Below are 20,605 nucleotides of genomic sequence, written 5' to 3'. Positions count from 1 at the left end.
GAGCCCGCCCCTTTTGGCCGTGATAGAGTCCGGCGCGGCGATGGGAGGGTCACACAGAAGGGGGCTCGTCGGGGGGCTGAGCCTGCTCCTCCTCCTCTCCGCCTGCCCGGCGCCGACCCTCGACGGCAAGCGGGTGGACTGCGACCACACCCGCGACTGCGAGGAGCGCTTCGCGGCCGATCGCCCCGGGTCGCTCTGGCAGTGCATCCCCGAGGGGCTCTGCGTGGAGCTGCCCTTCTGCGCCGAGCCGCGCAACACCTGCCCGGCGCAGCTGGACTTCGATCCCGGCCTCGGCGCGCGCCCCCTCCCGGGCGTCTTCGAGCACGCCCCGCTGCTCCAGGGCGACCCGCGCAGCATCGAGCTCGAGAGCCAGGATCGGATCTCCTGGACCGCCGGTGCGCGGCTGGGCGACACCCTCCACGAGCGCCTGGACCTCTCGCGGGGCACGGTGCTGGCCTGGATCACCCCCGAGTGGTCGACGGCCGAGCTCCCTCCCGGCGGCGCCGGGCTGATGAGCGTGGCCGGCCTCGGGGTGAGGGTGCTGCCCGACGGCACCCTGCGCCTCGAGCGGCGCAGCGGCGTGCCCGTCGAGTTCACCGGCCTCGCCTCGGGCTGGAGCGCCGGGGAGACCCGCCTCCTCGTGCTGCGCTGGGGCGCGGCCTACACCTCCGGCACCACCGACTTCGTCGCCGACCTCGGCGCCGTGCGGCAGCGGGTCACCACCTCGAACCTCGTCGACATCGACCTCCCCGGTCCGGTGCAGCTGCTGGGCGTCGCCAGCGAGCAGCAGCCCTCCCCGGCGCGGGCCCGGATCGAGGGGCTCCACGTCTACCGGCGGCCCCTCCACGACGGGAGCACCGGCGAGGGGCTGGACCTGGGCCACGGCGACGAGCTCGCGGCGATCCAGGCCGGCCGGGATCCGGCCTCGGTGACCGGCAGCTGGGATCTGCTCTTCGCGCTGCCCACCCGCCAGCGCCCCGGCCGCCTCGGCCAGGAGGGCGAGGCCTACGCGCACCCCCTGGGCGAGGACCTCCTCGCCGGCCACGGCCTCTTCTCCTTCGGCTCCGGGATCCAGGGCTTCGTCATCGACGCCGGCGCGAGCTTCCTGCCGCCGGCCGAGCGCCGCCTGGGCCTCGGCCTCACCCTCACCGTCGCTCAGCCCGGCCAGGGCCTCTCCCACGGCCTGCCCCTGCAGGCCGGGGAGTCCTTCGTGGTGCGGGCCCTCTGCTGGATCCGCGAGGGCAGCACCGGCCAGCCCCGGCTGGAGGTCGCCGCCGACGGCGTGGGCATCGCCTCGATCGAGGGGGTGGGGCTGTCCGGAGGGGCGACGGCCGACGCGCCCGAGGTGCTGCTCTTCACCGGTGACGTGCCCGCGGGCACCGGCGAGGTGCGCCTCCACCTCGGGGTGGGCGACGGGATCGGCTCGATGGGCTGTCACGTCATCGAGGTCCAGAAGAACCTGCTGATCAACCCCTCCCTCGAGCGGGGGGTGGGTGACCCCTGGCAGCCGGAGGGGTGGCAGCACGAGATCGACGAGGTCGCCGTCGAGGCCCTCCGGGAGACCGCCGAGGTCCACTCCGGCCAGAGCGCCCTGCGCTACCTCGCCGACTTCAGCGGCACCGGCCGGGGCGGCTTCGCCCACCTGCGGCAGACGCCCCCCGGGCAGGTGCAGGAGGGCTACTACGCCGCCGGCGGCTTCTTCCGCTGGGTCGGCGGCCAGTCCCCCGGGATCAGCATCACCAACGGCAGCCTCTTCTCCCTCACCCGGCCGGTGAGCGAGGGGCAGAAGTTCTCGGTGAGGGTGAGGGAGCCGAGCGATGGGTGGGTGCACGTCGCCGGCGTCGGCCGCCGGTGGCAGGACTCGACCCTCAACGCCCACAACGACATCGTCCGCTGGGGCGCGCCCGAGCACATGAGCGACGCCGAGCTGGTGGTGGACGACGCCTACTTCCTCCCGCTGGCGGCGGTGCCCCTCGAGCTCTTCCCGGCCACGGTGGCGGGCTCCCATCAGGGCGGCTTCGTCCGCCTCGACGGCGACGACCGGCTCGGGGTCCCGGTGGCTCTCTCGGCGCGGCAGGGCTCGGTGGTCTCGGTCTACCGCCGCGGCCCGGTCCTCGGCACCCCGCTCGCAGGCCGGGAGGCGGCCTGCACCCTCCTCGAGGTCTGGGGGGGCACCGACGACGTCCTGCGGGTCGTCCAGCGGGGCAGTGATCTCGTGCTGGAGGGGACGCTCGGGGGCGCGCCGCAGGCCACCTCCCTCGAGGGCGCGGCGCCCGCCGAGGACGCCGAGCACCGCCTGGCGCTCTCCTGGGAGCGGGATCGGGCCTGGCTTCGCGTCGACCAGGGCGTCGTGCGGGAGGTGCGGCTCGCGGGCGCCCTCGAGGCGGATCCGAGCCTCCTGCGCCTGGGGGAGGACGCCGCCGGTCAGCGCGACTGCGACCTGCTGGTGCTCCTCCCGGGACCCTGGAGCTACTGACTCCCTTCTCTGGCGGCGGCCTTCCCGGTACTTCTCTTCCTTCGAGACGAGGCCATCATGGAGAAGCTGACCTTCTATCTGAACGATCGCCGGGTGGAGATCGACGACCTGCCGCCGACCACCACCCTCCTGGGTTACCTGCGCGAGCACGCCGGGCTGCCGGGCACCAAGGAGGGCTGCGCCGAGGGCGACTGCGGCGCCTGCTCGGTGGCCCTCCTCGATCCCGAGATGAGCGGCGGCCCCGGCTACCGCACCGTCTGCTCCTGCCTGCTGCTGCTGCCGATGGTGCACGGCCGGCGGATCTACACGGTCGAGGGGCTCGCCGGCGCCGACGGCGGGCTGCACCCGGCGCAGGCCGCCATCCGGGACGGGGCCGGCTCCCAGTGCGGCTACTGCACGCCGGGCTTCGCCCTCTCCCTCTTCGAGGCCACCTACCGGGAGGACCTCGACTCGGACGCGCGGCGCGACGATCAGCTCTCGGGCAACCTCTGCCGCTGCACCGGCTACCGCCCCCTGCACGAGGCCCTCGCCCGGGTGGCCGGCAGCCGCCCCGACGATCGCTTCCGCGAGCGCCTCTCCGAGGAGGCCGAGGCGGCCGCCGCGTTCAGCTACCGCGCCGGCGAGAACCAGCGCTTCTTCCGGCCCGTCGACTACGACGGGCTCTACGACGCCCTCGACACCAACCCCGACGCCCGCATCGTCTGCGGCGGCACCGACCTCGGCCTCGAGGTCACCAAGGGCGGGAAGCACCACCCCTGCCTGGTCTCGGTGGAGGCGATCCCGCCCTTCCGGCGCATCGTCCCCATCGAGGGCGGCCACCGCATCGGGTCGACCGTCCCGCTCGCCGACGTCGAGGTCTTCGCGAGGGAGGCGCTGCCCACGCTGGCGCGGATGCTGCGCTTCTTCGGGTCGCGGCAGATCAAGCACCGCGGCACCCTCGGGGGGAACGTCTGCAACGCCTCCCCGGTCGGCGACACGCCGCCGGTGCTCCTGGCCCTCGACGCCACGATGATCGCGCGCTCCCGCCACGGCGAGCGGCGCATCCCGGCCGCCGAGTTCTGGCCGGCCTACCGGACGACCGCCCTGCAGCGCGGGGAGGTCCTCGCCGCGGTGGAGATCCCCCGGCCCTCTCCCCGCAGCCTGCGCGCGGCCTACAAGGTGAGCAAGCGCCGGCAGCTGGACATCGCCACGGTCTCGGCCTGCTTCTTCGTCGACCTCGATCCGGAGGAGCGGGTCACCGAGGTGCGCCTGGCCTTCGGCGGGATGGCGGCGACCCCGGCCCGGGCGCCCCGGGCGGAAGGCCTGCTGCGCGGCGAGCCCTGGAGCTACGAGCGCGTGGCCGCGGCGGCGGCGGCCCTCGACGAGGACTTCACGCCCATCGACGACGTGCGCGGCTCGGCCTGGTACCGCCGGACGGTGGCCCGCAACCTCCTGCTCGGCTTCTTCGACGAGACCCGGGAGACCAAGGTCCCCCGGCTCCCCGATCGGCCCACCGCCACGGTGCAGGTGAAGTGATGAAGAAGGACCGCGCCACGCCCCTCCATCGCCCGGGCCTCCACGACAGCGCCGAGCTCCACGTGCGGGGGACGGCCACCTACGTCGACGACCAGCCCCTGCTGCCCGGCGAGCTCCACGGCTACCCGGTCGTCTCGCCCCACGCCCACGCGCGGATCACCGGCACGGACGCCGGGGCCGCCCGGGCCCTGCCCGGGGTGCACGCCGTGCTCTTCGGCGCCGACGTGCCGGGGCTCAACCAGGCCGGGCCCATCGCCCACGACGAGCCGCTCCTGGCCGACGAGGAGGTGCACTACGTCGGCCAGATGGTCGCGCTGGTGCTCGCCGAGAGCTTCGAGCAGGCCCGCGTCGCCGCGGCCCAGGTGAGGATCGACTACGAGGTGCTCGAGCCCTCGCTGGATCTCGTCGCCGCCATCGAGAAGGATGACTTCCTCGGAGGTCCGCTGAAGCTCGAGCGGGGCGACGTCGACGCCGCCCTCGCCGGCGCCGCCGAGGTCCTCGAGGGGGTCGTCGAGAGCCCGGGGCAGGAGCACCTCTACCTCGAGACCCACGCCGCCCGCTGCGTGCCCGGGGAGGGGCAGACCTACTTCGTCAGCGCCTCGACCCAGCACCCCAGCGAGTGCCAGGCCAAGGCCGCGGAGATCCTCGGCGTGCCCCGCTCGCAGATCGTGGTGGAGAGCCCCCGCATGGGCGGGGCCTTCGGCGGCAAGGAGAGCCAGGGCAACTACCCGGTGGGCCTGGCCGTCCTCGGCGCCCACGCCACCGGCCGCCCGGTGCGCATCCGCTTCGATCGCGAGACCGACATCCGGGTCACCGGCAAGCGCCACCCCTGGCGCTCGGAGTACCGGGCGGGCTTCGACGCCGAGGGGCGGATCCAGGCCCTCGAGGTGAAGAGCTACGCCGTCGCCGGCTTCAGCCTCGACCTCTCGATCGCCATCCTCCAGCGCTGCCTCTTCCACCTCGACAACGCCTACTTCGTGCCCAACGCCCGCTACCAGGGCTGGGCCGTGCGCCTGGACACGGTCTCCAACACCGCCTTCCGCGGCTTCGGAGGCCCGCAGGGGATGGTGGTCATCGAGGAGATCCTCTCCCGCCTGGCCGAGCGCCGCGGGGTCGACGCGGCCGGCCTGCGCGCCGCCAACCTCTACGGCGTCACCGGCGGCACCACGGTCTGGGGGCAGGAGGTCGACGATCGCCTGCCGCGGATCTGGCGAGAGCTCTCGGCCTCCGCCGGATACGAGGAGCGGCGCGAGCGCGTCGAGGCCTTCAACCAGAAGAGCCGCTGGCTCAAGCGGGGCCTGGCCTTCTCGCCGGTGCGCTTCGGCATCTCCTTCACCACCAGCTTCCTCAACCAGGCCGGCGCCCTGGTGCTGATCTACGCCGACGGCTCGGTGCAGCTGAACCACGGCGGCACCGAGATGGGGCAGGGCCTCCACGCGAAGATGCGGGCGATCTGCGCCCACGAGCTGGGCCTGCCGGCCGAGGCGGTGCGGGTGATGCCCACCGCCACCGACAAGGTGCCCAACACCTCGCCCACCGCCGCCTCGAGCGGCTCGGACATGAACGGCCAGGCCGTGCGCGAGGCCTGCGAGCGGCTGCGCTCCCGCCTGCGCCCGGTCGCGGCGGGCCTGCTCGGCCTGCCCGCCGGCCAGGAGGGCGAGGTGCGCTTCGCTGGTGGCGACGCCCTCGTGGCCGGCGAGCCCGACCGGAAGGTGAGCTTCGCCGAGGTGGCCCAGGCGGCCTACCTGCAGCGGGTCTCCCTCTCGGCCACCGGCTACTACGCCACCCCCGACATCGCCTTCGACTGGTCCACCGGGACCGGCCGCCCGGCGCACTACTTCGCCTTCGGCGGCGCGATCACCGAGGTGGAGGTGAGCGGCCTCACCGGCGAGTACCGCGTGAAGCGGGTGGACATCCTCCACGACACGGGCAACTCGCTCATCCCCACCCTCGACCTCGGCCAGATCGAGGGCGGCTTCGTCCAGGGGATGGGCTGGCTCACCACCGAGGAGCTCTACTGGGAGGAGGGCGGCCGCCTCGCCACCCTGGGGCCCTCGACCTACAAGATCCCCGCCGCGGGGGACATGCCCGAGCACTTCGAGGTGAAGCTGCTCGAGCGCGCCTCGCAGCCGGACGTGATCCACGGCTCGAAGGCCGTGGGCGAGCCCCCCTTGATGCTGGCCCTCTCGGTGGTCGGCGCCCTGCGCGCGGCGGTGCAGGCCTTCGGGCCCGCCGGCCGCGAGGTCGAGCTGGCCCTGCCGGCGACCGCCGAGGCCGTGCTGCGCTCGGTGGAGCGCCAGCGCGCCTGACTAGAGCTTCACCTCGGGGAAGGGCACCGCCGGCCGGGCGAAGAAGAAGCCCTGGAAGAGATCGCAGCCCAGCTCGGCCAGGGTGTCGCGCTCCTCGGCGCACTCGATGCCCTCGGCGATGATCTGCATCCCCAGGTCCGAGCAGAGCTGGGTCATCGAGCCCACGAGCCGCTGCTTGGTGGGGTGGGGGTGGACGTCGCGCACCAGCGCCATGTCGAGCTTCACCACGTCGGGCTCGAGGATCGAGAAGGAGTTGAGGCCGGCGTAGCCCGCGCCCAGGTCGTCGACGGCGATGCGGAAGCCCAGCTCGCGCAGGCGGCGGATCTTGCCGCGCAGATCGGGGATGCCGTCGAGGGAGTGGCGCTCGGTGATCTCCAGCACCACCCGCCCGGCGATCTTCGCCAGGGCCGAGTCCTTCCGGAAGAGCTCCTCGTCCTCCAGGTCCTTCACGTGGAGGTTCACGAAGAGCAGGTCCTCCTTCTCGGCGAAGGGGACCGGGGCGATCGCGCGGATGCGGCGGGTCAGCTCGAGGACCCGGGAGAGGCGCTCGGCCGCCTCGAAGAGCGCGCCGGGGTGGGGCATCTTCTCCTCGCTGCTGCGGACCAGCGCCTCCCAGCCGAAGACCTCCCGGGAGGACCAGCGGACGATCGGCTGGTAGTGGAAGAAGAGCGCGTCGAGGGCGCTCTCGAAGACGGCGATGAGCCCGGCCTGGTCGCCGATGCCCTTGCCGAGCACCCCCATCATCTGGAGGGCCTCCCGCTTGAGGCGGGCCATCTGCCGCAGGCGCACGGCCTTCTCGGCCGCCTCGATCAGGAGGGCCTGCCGCACCGGCTTGAGCAGGTAGCGCATGGCGCCGTACTCGACGGCCTGGATCGCCGACTCCATCGTCGGGGCGGCGGTCACCAGCACGATCGGAACGTCGAGGTCGATCCGGCGGATGCGCTGGATCAGCTCGACCCCGTCCATGGAGGGCATGGTCAGGTCGGTGAAGATGGCGTCGGTCGGGTCCGCCTCGAAGAGCTCCAGCGCCGTGGCGCCGTCGGAGCAGGCGGTCACCTCGAAGCCCGCGGACTCCAGGAGCGCCTGCAGGATGTCGAGCAGCGCCTTCTCGTCGTCGACGAGGAGAATGCGTCCCTTCGTGCTCACGCGCCCATCCTAGAGATCCGCCACCTTCAGTCCAGCTTTCCCGACCGGCCGCTCACCGGGTCCCGTCCCGGGGAGAGTCTGATCCTCGGCTGCCCATCATGCCACGCCCCCGGCCGCCAGGGCTCGAATATGGCCTCTCGAGGGGTTCTTTGATCTGTGATCACCGGCACTTCGCCTCGGGCCCGACCCGGTCTATCTTCCCCCCAGGTTCATCGATGAAGACGCTGGGTAGCTATTTCGAGGAGGTCGGCGAGCTCGACCGGGCGGGGTTCCTCGCGCGCTTCCCCCACCCCGTGCTCTTGCACCGGCCGGAGGGGATGCCGGAGCCGCCGGGCTTCCGCACCGACCTGACCGATCCCGGCGCGACCCGCCTGGAGATCGCCACCGACCTGGTGACGCACCCCGACCTGCGGGTGCTGCCGCTCGAGAAGCGCGAGGGCACGCTCTTCGAGCACCGGATCTGCATCGGCCGGACCCGCAACAACGACATCGTCCTGCCCTACGCGAAGATCTCGAAGTTCCACGCCTACTTCACCTGGAGCGAGACCGGCGATCGCTACTTCATCACCGACCCGGGCTCGACCAACGGCACCTTCGTCAACGGCAACCGCCTCACCCAGCTGGAGCGGATCGAGGTGAAGGATCGGACCATCGTCTCCTTCTCCCGCTATCACTTCCGCTTCCACACTCCGGACGGTCTCTTCGAGGCCCTGCAGTCCCTGATGGGCTGACGGGATCGGACCCCGGACGACGCTTCTTGCTCGATGCTCGCTCTCGACGCGATCGCGAAGGGTTTCGCGGATCGGACGCTCTTCTCGCAGGTGAGCTGGACCGTGCCCGTCCAGGGCCGGATCGGCCTGGTGGGCGCCAACGGCTCGGGGAAGAGCACCTTCCTGAAGATCCTCGCCGGGGAGGAGGAGGCCGACGCCGGCCGGGTGATCCGGCCGAAGGGCTTCTCGGTGGGCTACCTGCCCCAGGAGATCGACCGGGCCGGAAGGGGGACGGTCCTCGAGGAGACCCTCTCCGGTGGCGGTGAGGTCCCCCACATCGAGGCGCGCCTCGCGGCCATCGCCGAGGCGCTGACGGCGGGCGGCGAGGAGGGCACCACCCTCGACGAGCTGATCGGAGAGCAGGCGCACCTCCACGAGCGCCTCGAGGCCCTCGGCGGCTACACCCTCGAGGCCCGTGCCCGCCGCATCCTCCGGGGGCTGGGCTTCGCCGAGGAGGAGATGGAGAAGGCGCTCACCGAGCTCTCCGGTGGCTGGATGATGCGGGTGCACCTCGCCCGGCTGCTGCTCTCGGCGCCCGACCTGCTGCTGCTGGACGAGCCCACCAACCACCTCGACCTCGAGAGCCTGCAGTGGCTCGAGGCCTTCCTCGCCGAGTACCCGGGCACCTGGATGGTGGTGAGCCACGATCGCTACTTCCTCGACCGGCGGGTGACGACGATCGCCCAGCTGGGCTCGGCCGGCCTGCTGGCCGTGCCCGGCAACTACCAGCGCTACCTCGAGGTGAAGGCCGAGCGGGACGAGCACGCCCAGCGGCAGCACGCCAAGCGGCAGCGGAAGGTCGCCGAGAGCATGCGCTTCGTGGAGCGCTTCCGGGCCAAGGCCACCAAGGCCCGGCAGGCGCAGAGCAAGCTCAAGGCCATCGAGAAGCTGGAGGCCGAGCCCATCGAGCCCCTGCCGGAGTCCGAGGTCTCCGACATGGTCTTCCGCCTCCCGGAGGCCTCCCGGACCGGCGCCGAGGTGCTGAAGGTCGAGGGGTTGCGGAAGGCCTACGGCGAGAAGGTGGTCTACGAGAGCCTCGACTTCGTCCTGCGCCGGGGCGAGCGGATCGCCCTGGTGGGGGTGAACGGCGCCGGCAAGAGCACCCTCCTGAAGATCCTCGCCGGCGAGCTCGGCTACGAGGGCGGGTCGCGGATCGTCGGCCACAACGTCCAGCTCCACGCCTACGCCCAGCACCAGGCCGAGGCCCTGCCCGTCGACCGCACCGTGCTCGAGTACCTCTGGGGCCTGATGCCCCAGGAGAACGAGACCCGGGTGCGCTCCTCCCTCGGCGCCTTCCTCTTCCGGGGGGACGACGTCGACAAGCCCATCCGGGTGCTCTCGGGGGGGGAGAAGGCGCGCCTGGCCCTGGCGGCGATCCTCACCCGGCCCGTGAACTGTCTTCTCTTCGACGAGCCCACCAGCCACCTCGACCTGCGCAGCCGGGAGGTCCTCGAGCAGGCGCTCGCCGACTACGACGGCGCGCTGATCTGCATCTCCCACGATCGCTACTTCGTGAACCGGGTCTGCACCCAGGTGGTGGAGGTGTGGCCGGGGGGAGAGATCGCCCGCTACCCCGGCGACTACGACGACTACCTCTGGAAGCGGGAGCAGGAGGTCGCGGCCGGGCTGCGGGCCGAGGAGGGCGGCGCGGCGGCGGCGCCCGCAGGGGAGGCCGGGGACCGGGCCAGCGAGAAGCGGGAGCGGATCGCCCGCCGGGAGCAGGAGAAGGAGGAGCGCAAGGCCGCCGAGCGGGAGGAGCGCCGGAGGACCCGGGCGCTCGAGGAGGTGCAGGAGAAGATCGAGGCGGCCGAGGCGAGGATGGCCGAGCTCGACGAGCTCCTCTGCGACCCCGGCATCCACGCCGACCCCGGCCGCCTCGGCGAGGTCAGCCGGGAACGCGAAAAGACCGAGGCCTCGTTAGCGCTTCTTTACGTGGAGTGGGAAAAACTCGGGTGATATCGCCCACTTGGTGCACCTGCTGCGTGCGGTTGGCGGGGCGACGCAGAGTTTTCTCCGAGCGGATCGGTCGAGATCTTGATTATTCAATGATTTCAGATGGATAGATCGGTCGGAGGGGTGCGAAAAAAGCGTGGATCGCTTCTTGCTATGTCTGGGAGCTGAATACGTACCAGCGGGGTTCTTCACGCTCCCCGACGGCCAGGATCCAGCACCTTCCCTTTGACCGGCAAGGCCCCCACCAAGCGGATCGGGGTGAAGGTTTCCATAAGCGCCGTTGTGAAGGAACCTGCTCGCCCGTCCGCTCTCGAGCGGACGGGCGTTTTTCTTCCGTCGTCCGCCGATCTGCCAAGTGCCTGGCACCTAGTTGGGCACCTAGTTGGCGCCGGCGACCGTCGGCGGTGTCTCGGGGAGGAAGACCTCGACCTGGGTGCCCTCGCCCTGGCTGTGGACCTCGATGGTCCCGCCGTGGACGCTCACCAGGCTGTGGACGATGGCCATGCCCAGGCCGGTGCCGCCCGGCTTGGTGGAGAAGAAGGGCTCGAAGATCCGGCTCAGGTTCTCTTCCGGGATGCCCGGGCCGTTGTCGTTCACCCGCAGCCGCGCGCCTCCCTCGGCCTCCTCGAGGATCACCTCGACCTGCCCGCCCTCGCCGCGCATCGCCTCGACGGCGTTGTGCACCAGGTTGAAGAGGATCTGGTAGACCTTCTCCCGATCGGCCTCGATCTCGAGCGGCCCCTTCGGCAGCTGGAGGTTCACCGTGACCCCGGCCTCCTCGGCGGCCGGGCCCTCCAGGCCGACGACCTTGGTGGCCACCGAGCCCAGCTCGACCCTCATCGTCTGCAGCTCGCCGGGCCGGGCGAAGGTGAGGAACTCGTGGAGCAGCCGGGAGAGGCGGCCCAGCTCGTCCTGCACCAGCCCCAGGGGCTCGGTGAGGGGCTCGGCGGCCTCGTCCAGGCGCCGCAGCCCTCGCTCGAGCAGGCGCAGCTGCAGGGTCGCGGCGTTCAGCGGGTTGCGGATCTCGTGGGCCAGGCCGGCCGCCAGGGTGCCCACCGCGGCGAGCTTCTCGGTGACCCGCGAGCGCCGCTCCAGGCGCTTCACCTCGGTGGTCTCGATGCCGGAGGCGTAGATCCGCACGCCCTGACCGGGCTCGGCGTCCTCCTCGTGGAGGCGGGAGAGGGTCCAGCTGACCCAGCGCTCGCGGGTCCGCCCGCCGGCGGAGCTCACGATGCGGCTCTCGCGGTGGATCTCGGCGCCCTCGCCGGCGACCCGCCGCAGGAGGCCGATGGCCTCGCGCCACTCCTTCTCGGGGATGAACTCCTCGATCCAGTTGCGGCCGAGGAGATCGCCGCTGGTGATCCCCACCGCGTGGCAGGCGGCGGGGTTCGCCTGGAGGATCACCCCCTCGGGATCCATCTCGATGAGCAGGGCCTGCACCGTCTTGACCAGGATCCGCAGGCGGGCCTCGCGCTCGCCGAGGGTCTGGCGGAGGGTCTCGGCCTCGCGGGTGCTGCGGACCTGCCGCAGGGCGCGCTCGACGTCGACCAGCAGCTCGTCGGGGTTGAAGGGCTTGAGGACGTAGGCGTAGGCCCCGGCCTTCACCGCCTCGATGGCGTCCTCGATGGAGGCGTGCCCGGTGACCAGGAGGATCTCGGCCAGGCCGTCGCCGGCCGCCCGCAGCTTGGGCAGGAGCTCCAGGCCGGTCGCGTCCGGGAGCTTCACGTCGAGGAGCGCGACGTCGAAGGGGGTCCTCGCCAGCTCGAGGGCCTCGGCCCCGGTGCGGGCGTGGGCGACGGTGGCGCCGACCCCCTCGAGGATCTCCATGAGGTCCTCGGCGAGATCGATGTGGTCGTCGATCATCAGGATGCGAGATTCCGAGAGCGCCATCTAGAGGATCTCCTCGATCACCGCCAGCAGCCGCTCGGGCGGGAAGGGCTTCTCCAGGAGGTGGACCGCCGGCGAGGCGAGCACCTCCTGGAGCGCCGCGTCGAAGTCCCCCCGGTGGCCGGTGATGTAGACCACCTGCAGCTGCCCCTCGCCCTGCTGCGCGAGGAGCCAGGTGCCCAGGTCGAGGCCGTCCTCGTCGGGCAGGCGCAGGTCGAGGAGGGCCACCGAGAAGGCCCGGCCCTCGCTGGTCCGCCGGGCCTCGGCCCCGTCGGCGCAGCTGAAGATCTCCACCGGGCAGGTGCGGGAGAGGGCCTCGACCAGGGTCTCCCGCAGGTCGTCGTCGTCCTCCACCAGCAGCACCGGGCGGTCGGGGGGGCAGAGCTGGGCCACCGACTCCAGCAGGTCATCGAGGTCCAGGGGCTTGGAGAAGATCGCGTTCGCGGCGGCCTCGCCCTCGGCCGCCCGGGCCAGGAGGTCCTCCTGGGCGTAGGCGGTCATCAGGATCACCGGCAGCTCCGGCCAGTGGGCGCGTACCCGCTCGAGCACCTGTACCCCGTCGAGGCCGGGCATCTTCAGGTCGGTGATCACCAGGGAGAAGCAGTCCTCGGCCAGCCGGGCCAGGGCCCGGGAGCCGTCGAGGGCCACCTCGGCCCGGTAGCCCAGATCGCCCAGGATCTCGGCCAGGTTCTCGGCGAGGTCCTTGTTGTCGTCCACGATGAGGACCCGGGCACCGACGATCACGGCCGGCCCCCTTCCTGGCCCGCGGCGGCCCCCTCCCGGGGGAAGAAGAGGCGGACGCTCGCGCCGCCTTCCTCCCCGTTGAGGGCCCGGGCGTGCCCCCCGTGGCGCTCGACGATCCCGCGGGCGATGGCCAGGCCGAGGCCGACGCCGCTGCTGCGGCCGGTGACCAGGGGCTCGAAGGCCTGGGTCAGCAGCTCGGGAGGGAAGCCGGGGCCGTCGTCGCTGACCCGCAGCTCACAGCCCTCCTCCCCGGCGTGGGCCGAGAGGACGATGGTCCCCTTCGCCCGGCCGATGGCCTGGCGGGCGTTCGCCACCAGGTTGCAGAGGGCCTGGGTCGCCAGGCTCTCGTCGCAGACGAGGCTCGCGCCGGGCTCGATCTCCAGCTTCACCTCGAGGTTCTCCGGCAGCTCGGACTGCTCGAGGACCCCCGCGAAGAAGGCCTCGAGCTCCACCGGGCCCAGGGTGGGCTCGCGGCCGCGCACCAGGTCGAGGAGGTCGGTGATGATGCGGTTGCAGCGCTCGACCTGCCGGTGGATCTTCTGCAGGTGCCGGCTGGCCCCGTCCTCCTCGCTGACCTTGCGCCGGAGGAGGAAGAGGGAGGACTCGATCACCCCCAGGGGGTTGCGCAGGTCGTGGGCGATGCTGGCGGCGAGCTCGCCGATGGTCGCCAGGCGCTCGTGCCGGGCCAGCCGGGAGAGGCTGTCCTCGCGGTAGGTGTCGAGCATGATCGCCAGCTCGAGGTCGAGGAGGCGGTCGAGGGCCCGGGAGGTGGCGAGCCGCGCCTCGCCGGCCCCGGCGAGGGTCTCCTCCAGGATCTCCCGCAGATCCTGGCGCAGCCCGTTCATGGCCGTGACCATCAGGTGCTGGGGAAGCTCGATCTGCACGTGGACCCGGCCGATCCGGGCCCGCGCCTCGAGCCAGGAGAGGTCGTGGGGGCCCGAGAGGCCGGAGACGATCCACCGGACCATGGTCACCTTGAGGCGCTCGGCCCGGGCCTCGCTGCCCCCGAGGGTGGCGAAGGCCTCCTGGTCGGCCACGATCCGGCCGTAGAAGCGGTCGGCCAGCTCCCGGGCCCGGGGCTCCACCGCCGGCAGCAGCCTCGAGAGGTGGTCAGCGTCCTCCTGGGTGAAGCCGGTCTGGGCCATCAGGCGGGTCAGGAAGGCGGAGTCGGTCACGAGGACGGACCTTACTCCCGCCGTCCCGCCTCGCCCACACCTCTTCCGGGCCAAAAGGGCGTGAGATCCCCCAGGTCACGCAACCGATGCCTGCCCCCCCGGGTATCTGGAAATTCCTGCGTGAGTGTTTACCCGGTGATCACGTGGGACGGTTCTGAAAATCGCACGAATAACGTCGTGTTACATGGCAACCGCGACACGGCGCGATATCGGCACAAAGGATGCAGCAATTCTTGCGCTTAACCTTCCAGGGGAGCACCATGGCCGCACAGGACCGATTCTTCGAGCGGGGAAGGGACGGCATGTCGCTGGACTCACGCACCGATCATCAGGGAACGCATGAGGCGCGGGTGCTCGTCGTCGAGGACGAGGCCAACGCCCGCTCGGCGCTCGTCAGCCTGCTCACGGCGGACGGCTTCGAGGCCCTCGGGGTCGAGAGCGCCGAGGAGGCCCTCGAGGCGATCGAGAGCTTCCCGGCCGAGGTCTTCCTGATCGACGTGAAGCTGCCGGGGATGAGCGGGCTGGATCTGATCCCGCGGATCAAGGCGCGGGTCCCCGAGTCTCTCTGCATCGTCACCACCGCCTTCTCCTCCGTCGAGAGCGCGGTCGAGGCCATGCGCCGCGGCGCCGAGGACTACCTGGTCAAGCCGCTCAACCCCGACGAGCTCGAGCTGAAGATCGAGCGCGAGCTGCGCAACCGCTCGGTGGCCATCGAGGCCAAGCGCCTGCGCGAGCAGATCACCGCCCGGGAGGGGATCCCGGGCATGGTCGGCGCCAGCGTGGAGATGAAGGAGGTCTACCGCCTCATCTCCCGGGCCGCGCCCTCGCGGGCCAGCGTGCTGATCACCGGCGAGAGCGGCACCGGCAAGGAGCTGATCGCCCGCGCCCTCCACTCCCTCTCGCCCCGGACGAACGGCCCCTTCATCGCCGTGAACTGCGCGGCGCTGCCCGACACCCTCCTCGAGTCCGAGCTCTTCGGTCACGAGAAGGGCAGCTTCACCGGCGCCATCGGCCGCAAGGCCGGTCGCTTCGAGCTCGCCGACGGCGGCACCCTCTTCCTCGACGAGATCGGCGAGATGCCGCCGCAGACCCAGGTGAAGCTGCTGCGCGTGCTCCAGGAGCGGACCTTCGAGCGGGTCGGCGGCACCCAGACCATCTCGGTGAACGTGCGGGTGATCGCGGCGACCAACCGGGACCTCGAGGTGATGGTCACCGAGGGTCGCTACCGCGACGACCTCTACTACCGGCTCAACGTGGTGACGATCCACGCGCCGGCGCTGCGCGAGCGGCGGGCGGACATCCCCATCCTCTGGGAGCACTTCATCCGCAAGTACCAGGAGCTCGAGGGCAAGGAGAACGTCTCCACCGACCCCGAGGTCCTGCTCTGCCTCTTCGCCTACGACTGGCCGGGCAACGTCCGTGAGCTCGAGAACGTCGCCGAGCACGCCGTGGTGATGGGCCGGGGCGAGCACCTCACCCGGGAGAACCTGCCGCCGCGGATCGGCGGGGGCGACCCCGCCAAGGATCCCCTGGCGATCCGGGTGCCGGGGATGACCATGGCCGAGGTCGAGCGGGCCGCCATCCTGCGGACCTTCGAGGCCATGGATCACTCCACCCGCCGCACCGCCGACGCCCTGGGCATCTCGGTCCGGAAGATCCAGTACCGGCTCAAGGAGTACCGCGCCGAGGGCTTCCTGGCCGGCGTCACCAGCCTGGACTAGGGATCATCCCCCATCAGGCAGGCCTTGCCGATCGGGGTGGGGATCCCCCGGTAATTTCTGCGCTGATTCACGGCCCAGGGACGGGCGTTCGCCTCGTGGAGGCGTGAATACGGCCGCTTAGCGAATCGTCGGGACAGGGCATGGTCGTTGCTTTGGTTTCCCGGGTCCGATATTCGGGGACCCGGACGACCCGGAAACGCAGCTCGAGAGGTTTGACGATGGATCGGCTCTACACGGTGATGGCGCTGACGGTGCTGGCCGGCATGGCGGCAGCGGTCTGCGTGCCCCTCCTGCTCTCCTGAAGACCGGGACGAGCGCCCGAGGACGCCTGACGCGAGGACCCCCTGGCAGTCGCCGGGGTGGCCGATGGTGTCCTTAAGGGTCAAACTTGAGGTAGAGACCCCTGGGGCCCTGAAGGGGAATCATCCGGAGCATCCATCATGGTCGAGTTGACGCCAGAGCTGATCACCCGCCTGGACCGCCCAGGTCCACGCTACACCTCCTACCCCACGGCCAACCTCTTCAGCGAGGTCTTCACCGAGGAGGCCTGGAAGAGCGCGCTGACCGAGGCGGGCAAGAGCCGTGAGCCCTTCTCGCTCTACGTCCACCTGCCCTTCTGCGAGCAGCTCTGCACCTACTGCGCCTGCAACGTGGTGGTCCGGAAGAACATCCGGCTCGCCGGCGACCCCTACCTCGAGCGCGTCTTCAAGGAGGCCGAGATGGCGGTGGCGCTGGTGGGGGACCGCCCCGTCGGGCACCTCCACCTCGGCGGCGGCACGCCGAACTACCTCGAGAAGGATCAGATGGAGGCCCTCATGGGGGGCCTCAAGGAGCGCTTCAACTTCCTCCCCGACGCCGAGCTCGCCATCGAGGTCGACCCCCGGCACTTCGAGGAGGGGCAGCTCGAGTGGCTCCACGCGCTGGGCTTCCGCCGCGCCTCCTTCGGGCTGCAGGACGTCGAGCCCTCGGTGCAGGTCGCCATCGGCCGGGAGCAGACCGTCGAGCAGACCGAGCGCGCCTTCAAGGCCGCCCGCAAGGCGGGCTTCGGCTCGATCAACATGGACCTGGTCTACGGCCTGCCGACCCAGACCCTCGACTCCTTCCACCGCACGGTGAAGAAGATCGTCGAGCTGGGCCCCGACCGGCTGGCGATCTTCTCCTTCGCCTACGTGCCCCAGGTGAAGCCGCACCAGACCAAGCTCGACACCGGCGCGCTGCCGGCCGCGATGGAGAAGGCCTCGATGCTGGCCGACTGCGTGGCGACCCTCACCGCCAACGGCTACGTGCAGGTGGGGATGGACCACTACGCCAAGGAGGGGGACGCCCTGGCGACCTCCTTCAAGGACGGCACCCTCCAGCGGAACTTCCAGGGCTACGTGCCCGGCCCGCGGATGGAGATCCTGGGCCTGGGCGCCACCGCCATCTCCGACTTCGGCGGCGCGTTCGCGCAGAACCACCACAAGATCAAGGACTACGACGCGGCCATCGACTCCGGCCACCTGCCTCTGAGTCGCGGCTGGACCCGCACCTTCGAGGACGAGGTGCGCCGCAGCGCGATCCACGATCTGATGTGCACCTTCCGGCTGGACTTCGGCCGCCTGAAGGAGAAGTTCGACGTCGATCATGACACCTATTTTGCCGACGTGCTCCCCGGCCTCGACGCCGTGCAGGAGCAGCAGCTCATCGAGCGCGACGAGGCGGGCATCAAGGTCACCGAGCTCGGCCGCCTCTTCGTCCGCAACGTGGCGATGCTCTACGACGGCTACCTAAAGACCCGCCCCGGCAACTTCTCCCGGACCGTCTAGACCGGAACCAGGATAGTTTCGGGAAGGAGCCTGCCGGGCCGTGGGCTCTGCCGTACCAGGCGTCTATGCGAGCCCGATTCCTCTCTCTTCAGCGGGAGAAGGAGCGGAGTCGATCCGTTTTCGGCCAGTGCGACGCGGTGTCGCGGGTCTCCACCGGTCACAGAACGTACGGGACCCCGTTCCGCCACCCGGATGGGATACCAATCGGATCTGAAATCAGCGGGGCGGAACCTATCCGGTATCGGCACACGCGACGCCGTACCTGACTCGCATCAGCCAGGTGCCAGCGGGAAAGACCGCGCCGGTATGCCCCGAAAGATAGGCGGCCTTGGCCTCCCGGTAGGCTTCCAGGAAGGAGCGGAGTCGCGACAGCGTCTCGATTCGCTTCCACTTGTCGCGGCCTGCAGTGCGGGGGTTGATTCGAAAGCGCGACTCCCTGGAGTCGGGCCTGTCGAAGGAACTCTGGTCGCGAATGGCGCGTCTTCCCAGGAACTTCCTACCCTCTGCCGCGATCCGGGAACGCGCCGCATCTTCTTGGGCCTCGACAGCGGCAGCGATGCAGGAACGAGCATCCTCTCCGGACAGATCCTCAAAAGGAGGCAGAGCGATCTCGAGCGCGATCTCGGCCGGGAGAGCTCCGTCCTTCCGGAAGAACTGAAGAGGGCGCTGGACGACCAAGACTCGCGAACCGACATCTTCGGGCAGGTTTCGTAGGCCAGGCCACGACCTGCCCGTCTGCACCAGGCCGGCGGAGACGGGGTTCGCCAGGGTGTAGGCGATCTTGTCGATGATCGCATCATCATCGGGGAGCTCCACGGCGCTGTACGTGCCCTGGGCCCAGAACGACTCGAACCTCCCGAGGAGGGAGTTGATGGCGCGCGAGGTCAGCTGGTTGAGGAGGTGCATGAACAGAGGCAGCTCTCCTCGCTGGTCAGTGATCACGAGGTGATAGTGATTCGACATCACGCAGAAGGAGTGAACCGCGACCCCAAAGCGCTCTGCCGCAGCTGCCAGGCAGTAGAGGAAGACCTCGTTCACCTTCTTGGATGGCCGCAGCAGGAACATCCGCAGCAGGCATCTGCGGGAGACCATGTAGGTCTTGCCCGGAAGGACTTGGCGTGGCTTTCCCATGCCAGCGGCCATCAGCAGAACCCGTGCCGTCGTAGGGATCGGGGCAGGAGCCCCGGTGCAGGGGCATTGGGACCATGGCGTGGGGCCGAGATTCGGACCGTGCGTCCGCCAAACTATCCTGGTTCGGGTTGGAGGCCGCAGGCGAGGCGGAAGGGGGAGAGCGCGCGGGCGACCTGCCGGGCGTGCTCCAGCGCCACCGCTCCATCGGCGGCGTGGGTGATCACCACGTCGAGGCCCTCGGCCCGGGCGCGCATCGCCAGCTCGAGGGTGCGGTGGATGCCCAGGGCGCCGGGCTTGAGCACCCAGACCTCGGCGCGGTGGCTCTCGAGGAGCGCGTCGGCCAGGGCGGGGTCGGCCAGGGACTCGTCGGCGCCCAGGGGGATCGGTGACGCGGCGAGCTCGGGCAGATCCGCCGCGGGCACCGGCTGCTCGAGGTACTCGAGCTCGAGCGCTGCGAGCTGCTCGAGGAGGGCGGGCGCCTCGGCGAGGCTCCAGGCGCCGTTCACGTCGGCCCGCAGCTGCACCCGCGGGCCCACGGCCGCGCGCAGCGCCTCGAGCCGGGTGAGCTCCTCCTCGAAGGAGCGGCGGCCCAGCTTCACCTTGAGCGTGGTGAAACCGGCGGCGATCGCGGCGGCGGCGGCCGGGACGAGATCGACGTCGTCCGGCAGCAGCGCGTTGTGCTCCGGCACGGGAGGCGGATCGTCGTCGTCCTCGGGATCCTCGCCCCGCAGCAGCGCCCAGATGGGCCGGCCGGCCCGCGCCGCGGCCAGGGCGAGCAGCGCGCACTCCAGGGCGAAGGTCGCCACCGGGTAGTCGGGCCCGAGCAGCGCGTGCGCCTCCCTCGCCCGGGCGAGGGGATCGCCCGAGAGCTCCAGCGCCTCGATCCAGCCGAGGGCCGCGGAGAGATCCTCGCCGCCCCGCTCCACCAGGGGGAAGCCCTCGCCGACCCCCTCGGATCCCTCACCGTCGCGCGCGACGATCCGCAGGCCGGGGCGGGGGGTGTCGAGGGTGGTGACCTCCAGCTCGAGCGTTCCGGGCACGCCGGTAGCCTAGAGCATCGGGGCGATCAGCGCCGCCGCCAGCGAGAGGCCGTAGAGGGTGAGCAGCTTGCCGGTGGCGGCGAGCTCGGCGTTGAACTCGGGGCCGGTCTCCACCCGGCGCAGGCGCAGGTGCCGGCGGGCGGCGACGGGCGCGGTGCCCAGGGCGATGAAGGTCAGGGGCAGGTCGAGATCGATCAGGGTCCCGGCGGCGCCGTAGGCCAGCGTCAGCAGCAGGGCGTGCTCGAGGAGCGCGCCGCGGCGGCCGAGGAGGACGGCCAGGGTGTTCTTGCCGTTGCCGCGGTCCTCGTCCACGTCGCGCAGGTTGTTCACCACCAGCAGGGCGGTGGAGAGGGCGCCGACGCCCAGGGCCAGCGGCCAGGTGGTCGGCGGCAGGGTGCCGAGCTGCACGAAGACGGTGCCGCCGACGGCGACCCCGCCGAAGAAGATCAGCACGAAGAGATCGCCCAGCGCGTTGTAGGCCAGCGGGAAGGGGCCACCGGTGTAGGCGAGGCCGGCCAGGAGAGAGGCCACGCCGATGGCGATCACCGGCCAGCCGGCGACCGACACCAGGTAGAGGCCGGCGAGGGTGGCGAGGCCGAAGGCGACGCCGATGCCGGCGCGCATGGCGCCCGGGGTGATCACGCCGGCTGCGACCATCCGCCGCGGGCCCTTGCGCTCGGGGCCGTCGGCGCCCTTCTCGGCATCGAAGACGTCGTTGGCGAAGTTCGTGCCCACCTGGATGCAGAGCGCCCCGAAGAGGGCGGCCAGGGCGGCGCCGAGGTGCAGGCCTCCCAGCACGAAGCAGAGGGCCGAGCCCACCACCACCGGGACGGCGGCGGCGGGGAGGGTCCGGGGCCGCATGGCCTGGAGCCAGGCGTCCACCGAGCCCGCCGTCGGCAGCCCGGCGAGCTGCGTCTCGCTCGAGGTCTGCAC

Annotated in this window: 14 protein-coding genes; 7 read left to right on the top strand and 7 right to left on the bottom strand. The window is 71.3% G+C overall.

The annotated features are described in order from the left end of the window. The first annotated feature begins 40 nt into the window (after positions 1-40). The 3 genes from P1V51_02110 to xdhB are packed head-to-tail and all read left to right on the top strand — an operon-like array spanning position 41 to position 6,300. The gene (locus P1V51_02110; protein MDF1561806.1) at positions 41-2,476 is read left to right on the top strand and encodes a hypothetical protein; all 2,436 of its coding nucleotides are present in this window, start codon (positions 41-43) and stop codon (positions 2,474-2,476) included. Positions 2,477-2,533: 57 nt separating this feature from the next. Beyond that, the gene (gene xdhA / locus P1V51_02105; protein MDF1561805.1) at positions 2,534-3,991 is read left to right on the top strand and encodes a xanthine dehydrogenase small subunit; all 1,458 of its coding nucleotides are present in this window, start codon (positions 2,534-2,536) and stop codon (positions 3,989-3,991) included. Then, positions 3,991-6,300 (top strand): xanthine dehydrogenase molybdopterin binding subunit, encoded by a 2,310-nt coding sequence (gene xdhB / locus P1V51_02100; protein ID MDF1561804.1) that lies wholly within the window; start codon positions 3,991-3,993, stop codon positions 6,298-6,300. Before xdhA ends, xdhB begins: the two co-directional genes overlap by 1 nt. Here xdhB and P1V51_02095 read toward each other — a convergent pair whose 3' ends face one another. Beyond that, positions 6,301-7,446, bottom strand: a complete 1,146-nt coding sequence (locus tag P1V51_02095) for an EAL domain-containing protein (protein MDF1561803.1) — start codon at positions 7,444-7,446, stop codon at positions 6,301-6,303. Between the two features lie 215 nt (positions 7,447-7,661). Between P1V51_02095 and P1V51_02090 the strand changes: the two genes are divergently transcribed. Then, the gene (locus tag P1V51_02090; GenBank protein MDF1561802.1) at positions 7,662-8,177 is read left to right on the top strand and encodes an FHA domain-containing protein; all 516 of its coding nucleotides are present in this window, start codon (positions 7,662-7,664) and stop codon (positions 8,175-8,177) included. 33 nt (positions 8,178-8,210) lie between these two features. Then, entirely contained in the window at positions 8,211-10,172 is a 1,962-nt protein-coding gene (locus tag P1V51_02085) for an ABC-F family ATP-binding cassette domain-containing protein (protein ID MDF1561801.1), read from the top strand. Positions 10,173-10,547: 375 nt separating this feature from the next. Here the strand turns inward: P1V51_02085 and P1V51_02080 are convergent, their stop codons facing one another. From P1V51_02080 to P1V51_02070, 3 genes are read right to left on the bottom strand one after another with little or no spacing between them, the layout of a single operon-like run. Continuing rightward, positions 10,548-12,059, bottom strand: a complete 1,512-nt coding sequence (locus P1V51_02080; protein MDF1561800.1) for an ATP-binding protein — start codon at positions 12,057-12,059, stop codon at positions 10,548-10,550. Continuing rightward, complete coding sequence (locus tag P1V51_02075; protein ID MDF1561799.1) at positions 12,060-12,800, bottom strand: response regulator; 741 nt, start codon at positions 12,798-12,800, stop codon at positions 12,060-12,062. Continuing rightward, positions 12,797-13,975, bottom strand: coding sequence for a protoglobin domain-containing protein (locus P1V51_02070; GenBank protein MDF1561798.1), 1,179 nt, complete (start codon positions 13,973-13,975; stop codon positions 12,797-12,799). The genes P1V51_02075 and P1V51_02070 overlap by 4 nt, the downstream gene beginning before the upstream one ends. A 302-nt stretch (positions 13,976-14,277) precedes the next feature. Here P1V51_02070 and P1V51_02065 point away from each other — a divergent pair, with 302 nt between their 5' ends. Together P1V51_02065 and hemN are read left to right on the top strand one after the other, a co-directional pair. Beyond that, positions 14,278-15,696, top strand: a complete 1,419-nt coding sequence (locus tag P1V51_02065) for a sigma-54 dependent transcriptional regulator (GenBank protein MDF1561797.1) — start codon at positions 14,278-14,280, stop codon at positions 15,694-15,696. Between the two features lie 440 nt (positions 15,697-16,136). Continuing rightward, positions 16,137-17,501, top strand: a complete 1,365-nt coding sequence (gene hemN / locus P1V51_02060) for an oxygen-independent coproporphyrinogen III oxidase (GenBank protein MDF1561796.1) — start codon at positions 16,137-16,139, stop codon at positions 17,499-17,501. A gap of 231 nt (positions 17,502-17,732) precedes the next feature. Here the strand turns inward: hemN and P1V51_02055 are convergent, their stop codons facing one another. The 3 genes from P1V51_02055 to P1V51_02045 all read right to left on the bottom strand — a co-directional run bounded on the left by P1V51_02055 (position 17,733) and on the right by P1V51_02045 (position 20,605). Beyond that, complete coding sequence (locus tag P1V51_02055; protein MDF1561795.1) at positions 17,733-18,644, bottom strand: transposase; 912 nt, start codon at positions 18,642-18,644, stop codon at positions 17,733-17,735. 101 nt (positions 18,645-18,745) lie between these two features. Continuing rightward, positions 18,746-19,672, bottom strand: coding sequence for an enolase C-terminal domain-like protein (locus P1V51_02050; protein MDF1561794.1), 927 nt, complete (start codon positions 19,670-19,672; stop codon positions 18,746-18,748). A gap of 9 nt (positions 19,673-19,681) precedes the next feature. After that, a complete protein-coding gene (locus P1V51_02045; protein MDF1561793.1) occupies positions 19,682-20,605 on the bottom strand; it encodes a 1,4-dihydroxy-2-naphthoate polyprenyltransferase in 924 nt (307 codons plus the stop codon).

This window comes from Deltaproteobacteria bacterium (genome assembly GCA_029210625.1).
Taxonomy (GTDB): Bacteria; Myxococcota; Myxococcia; order SLRQ01; family SLRQ01; genus JARGFU01.
This window is presented reverse-complemented; position numbering and strand designations above follow the sequence as displayed.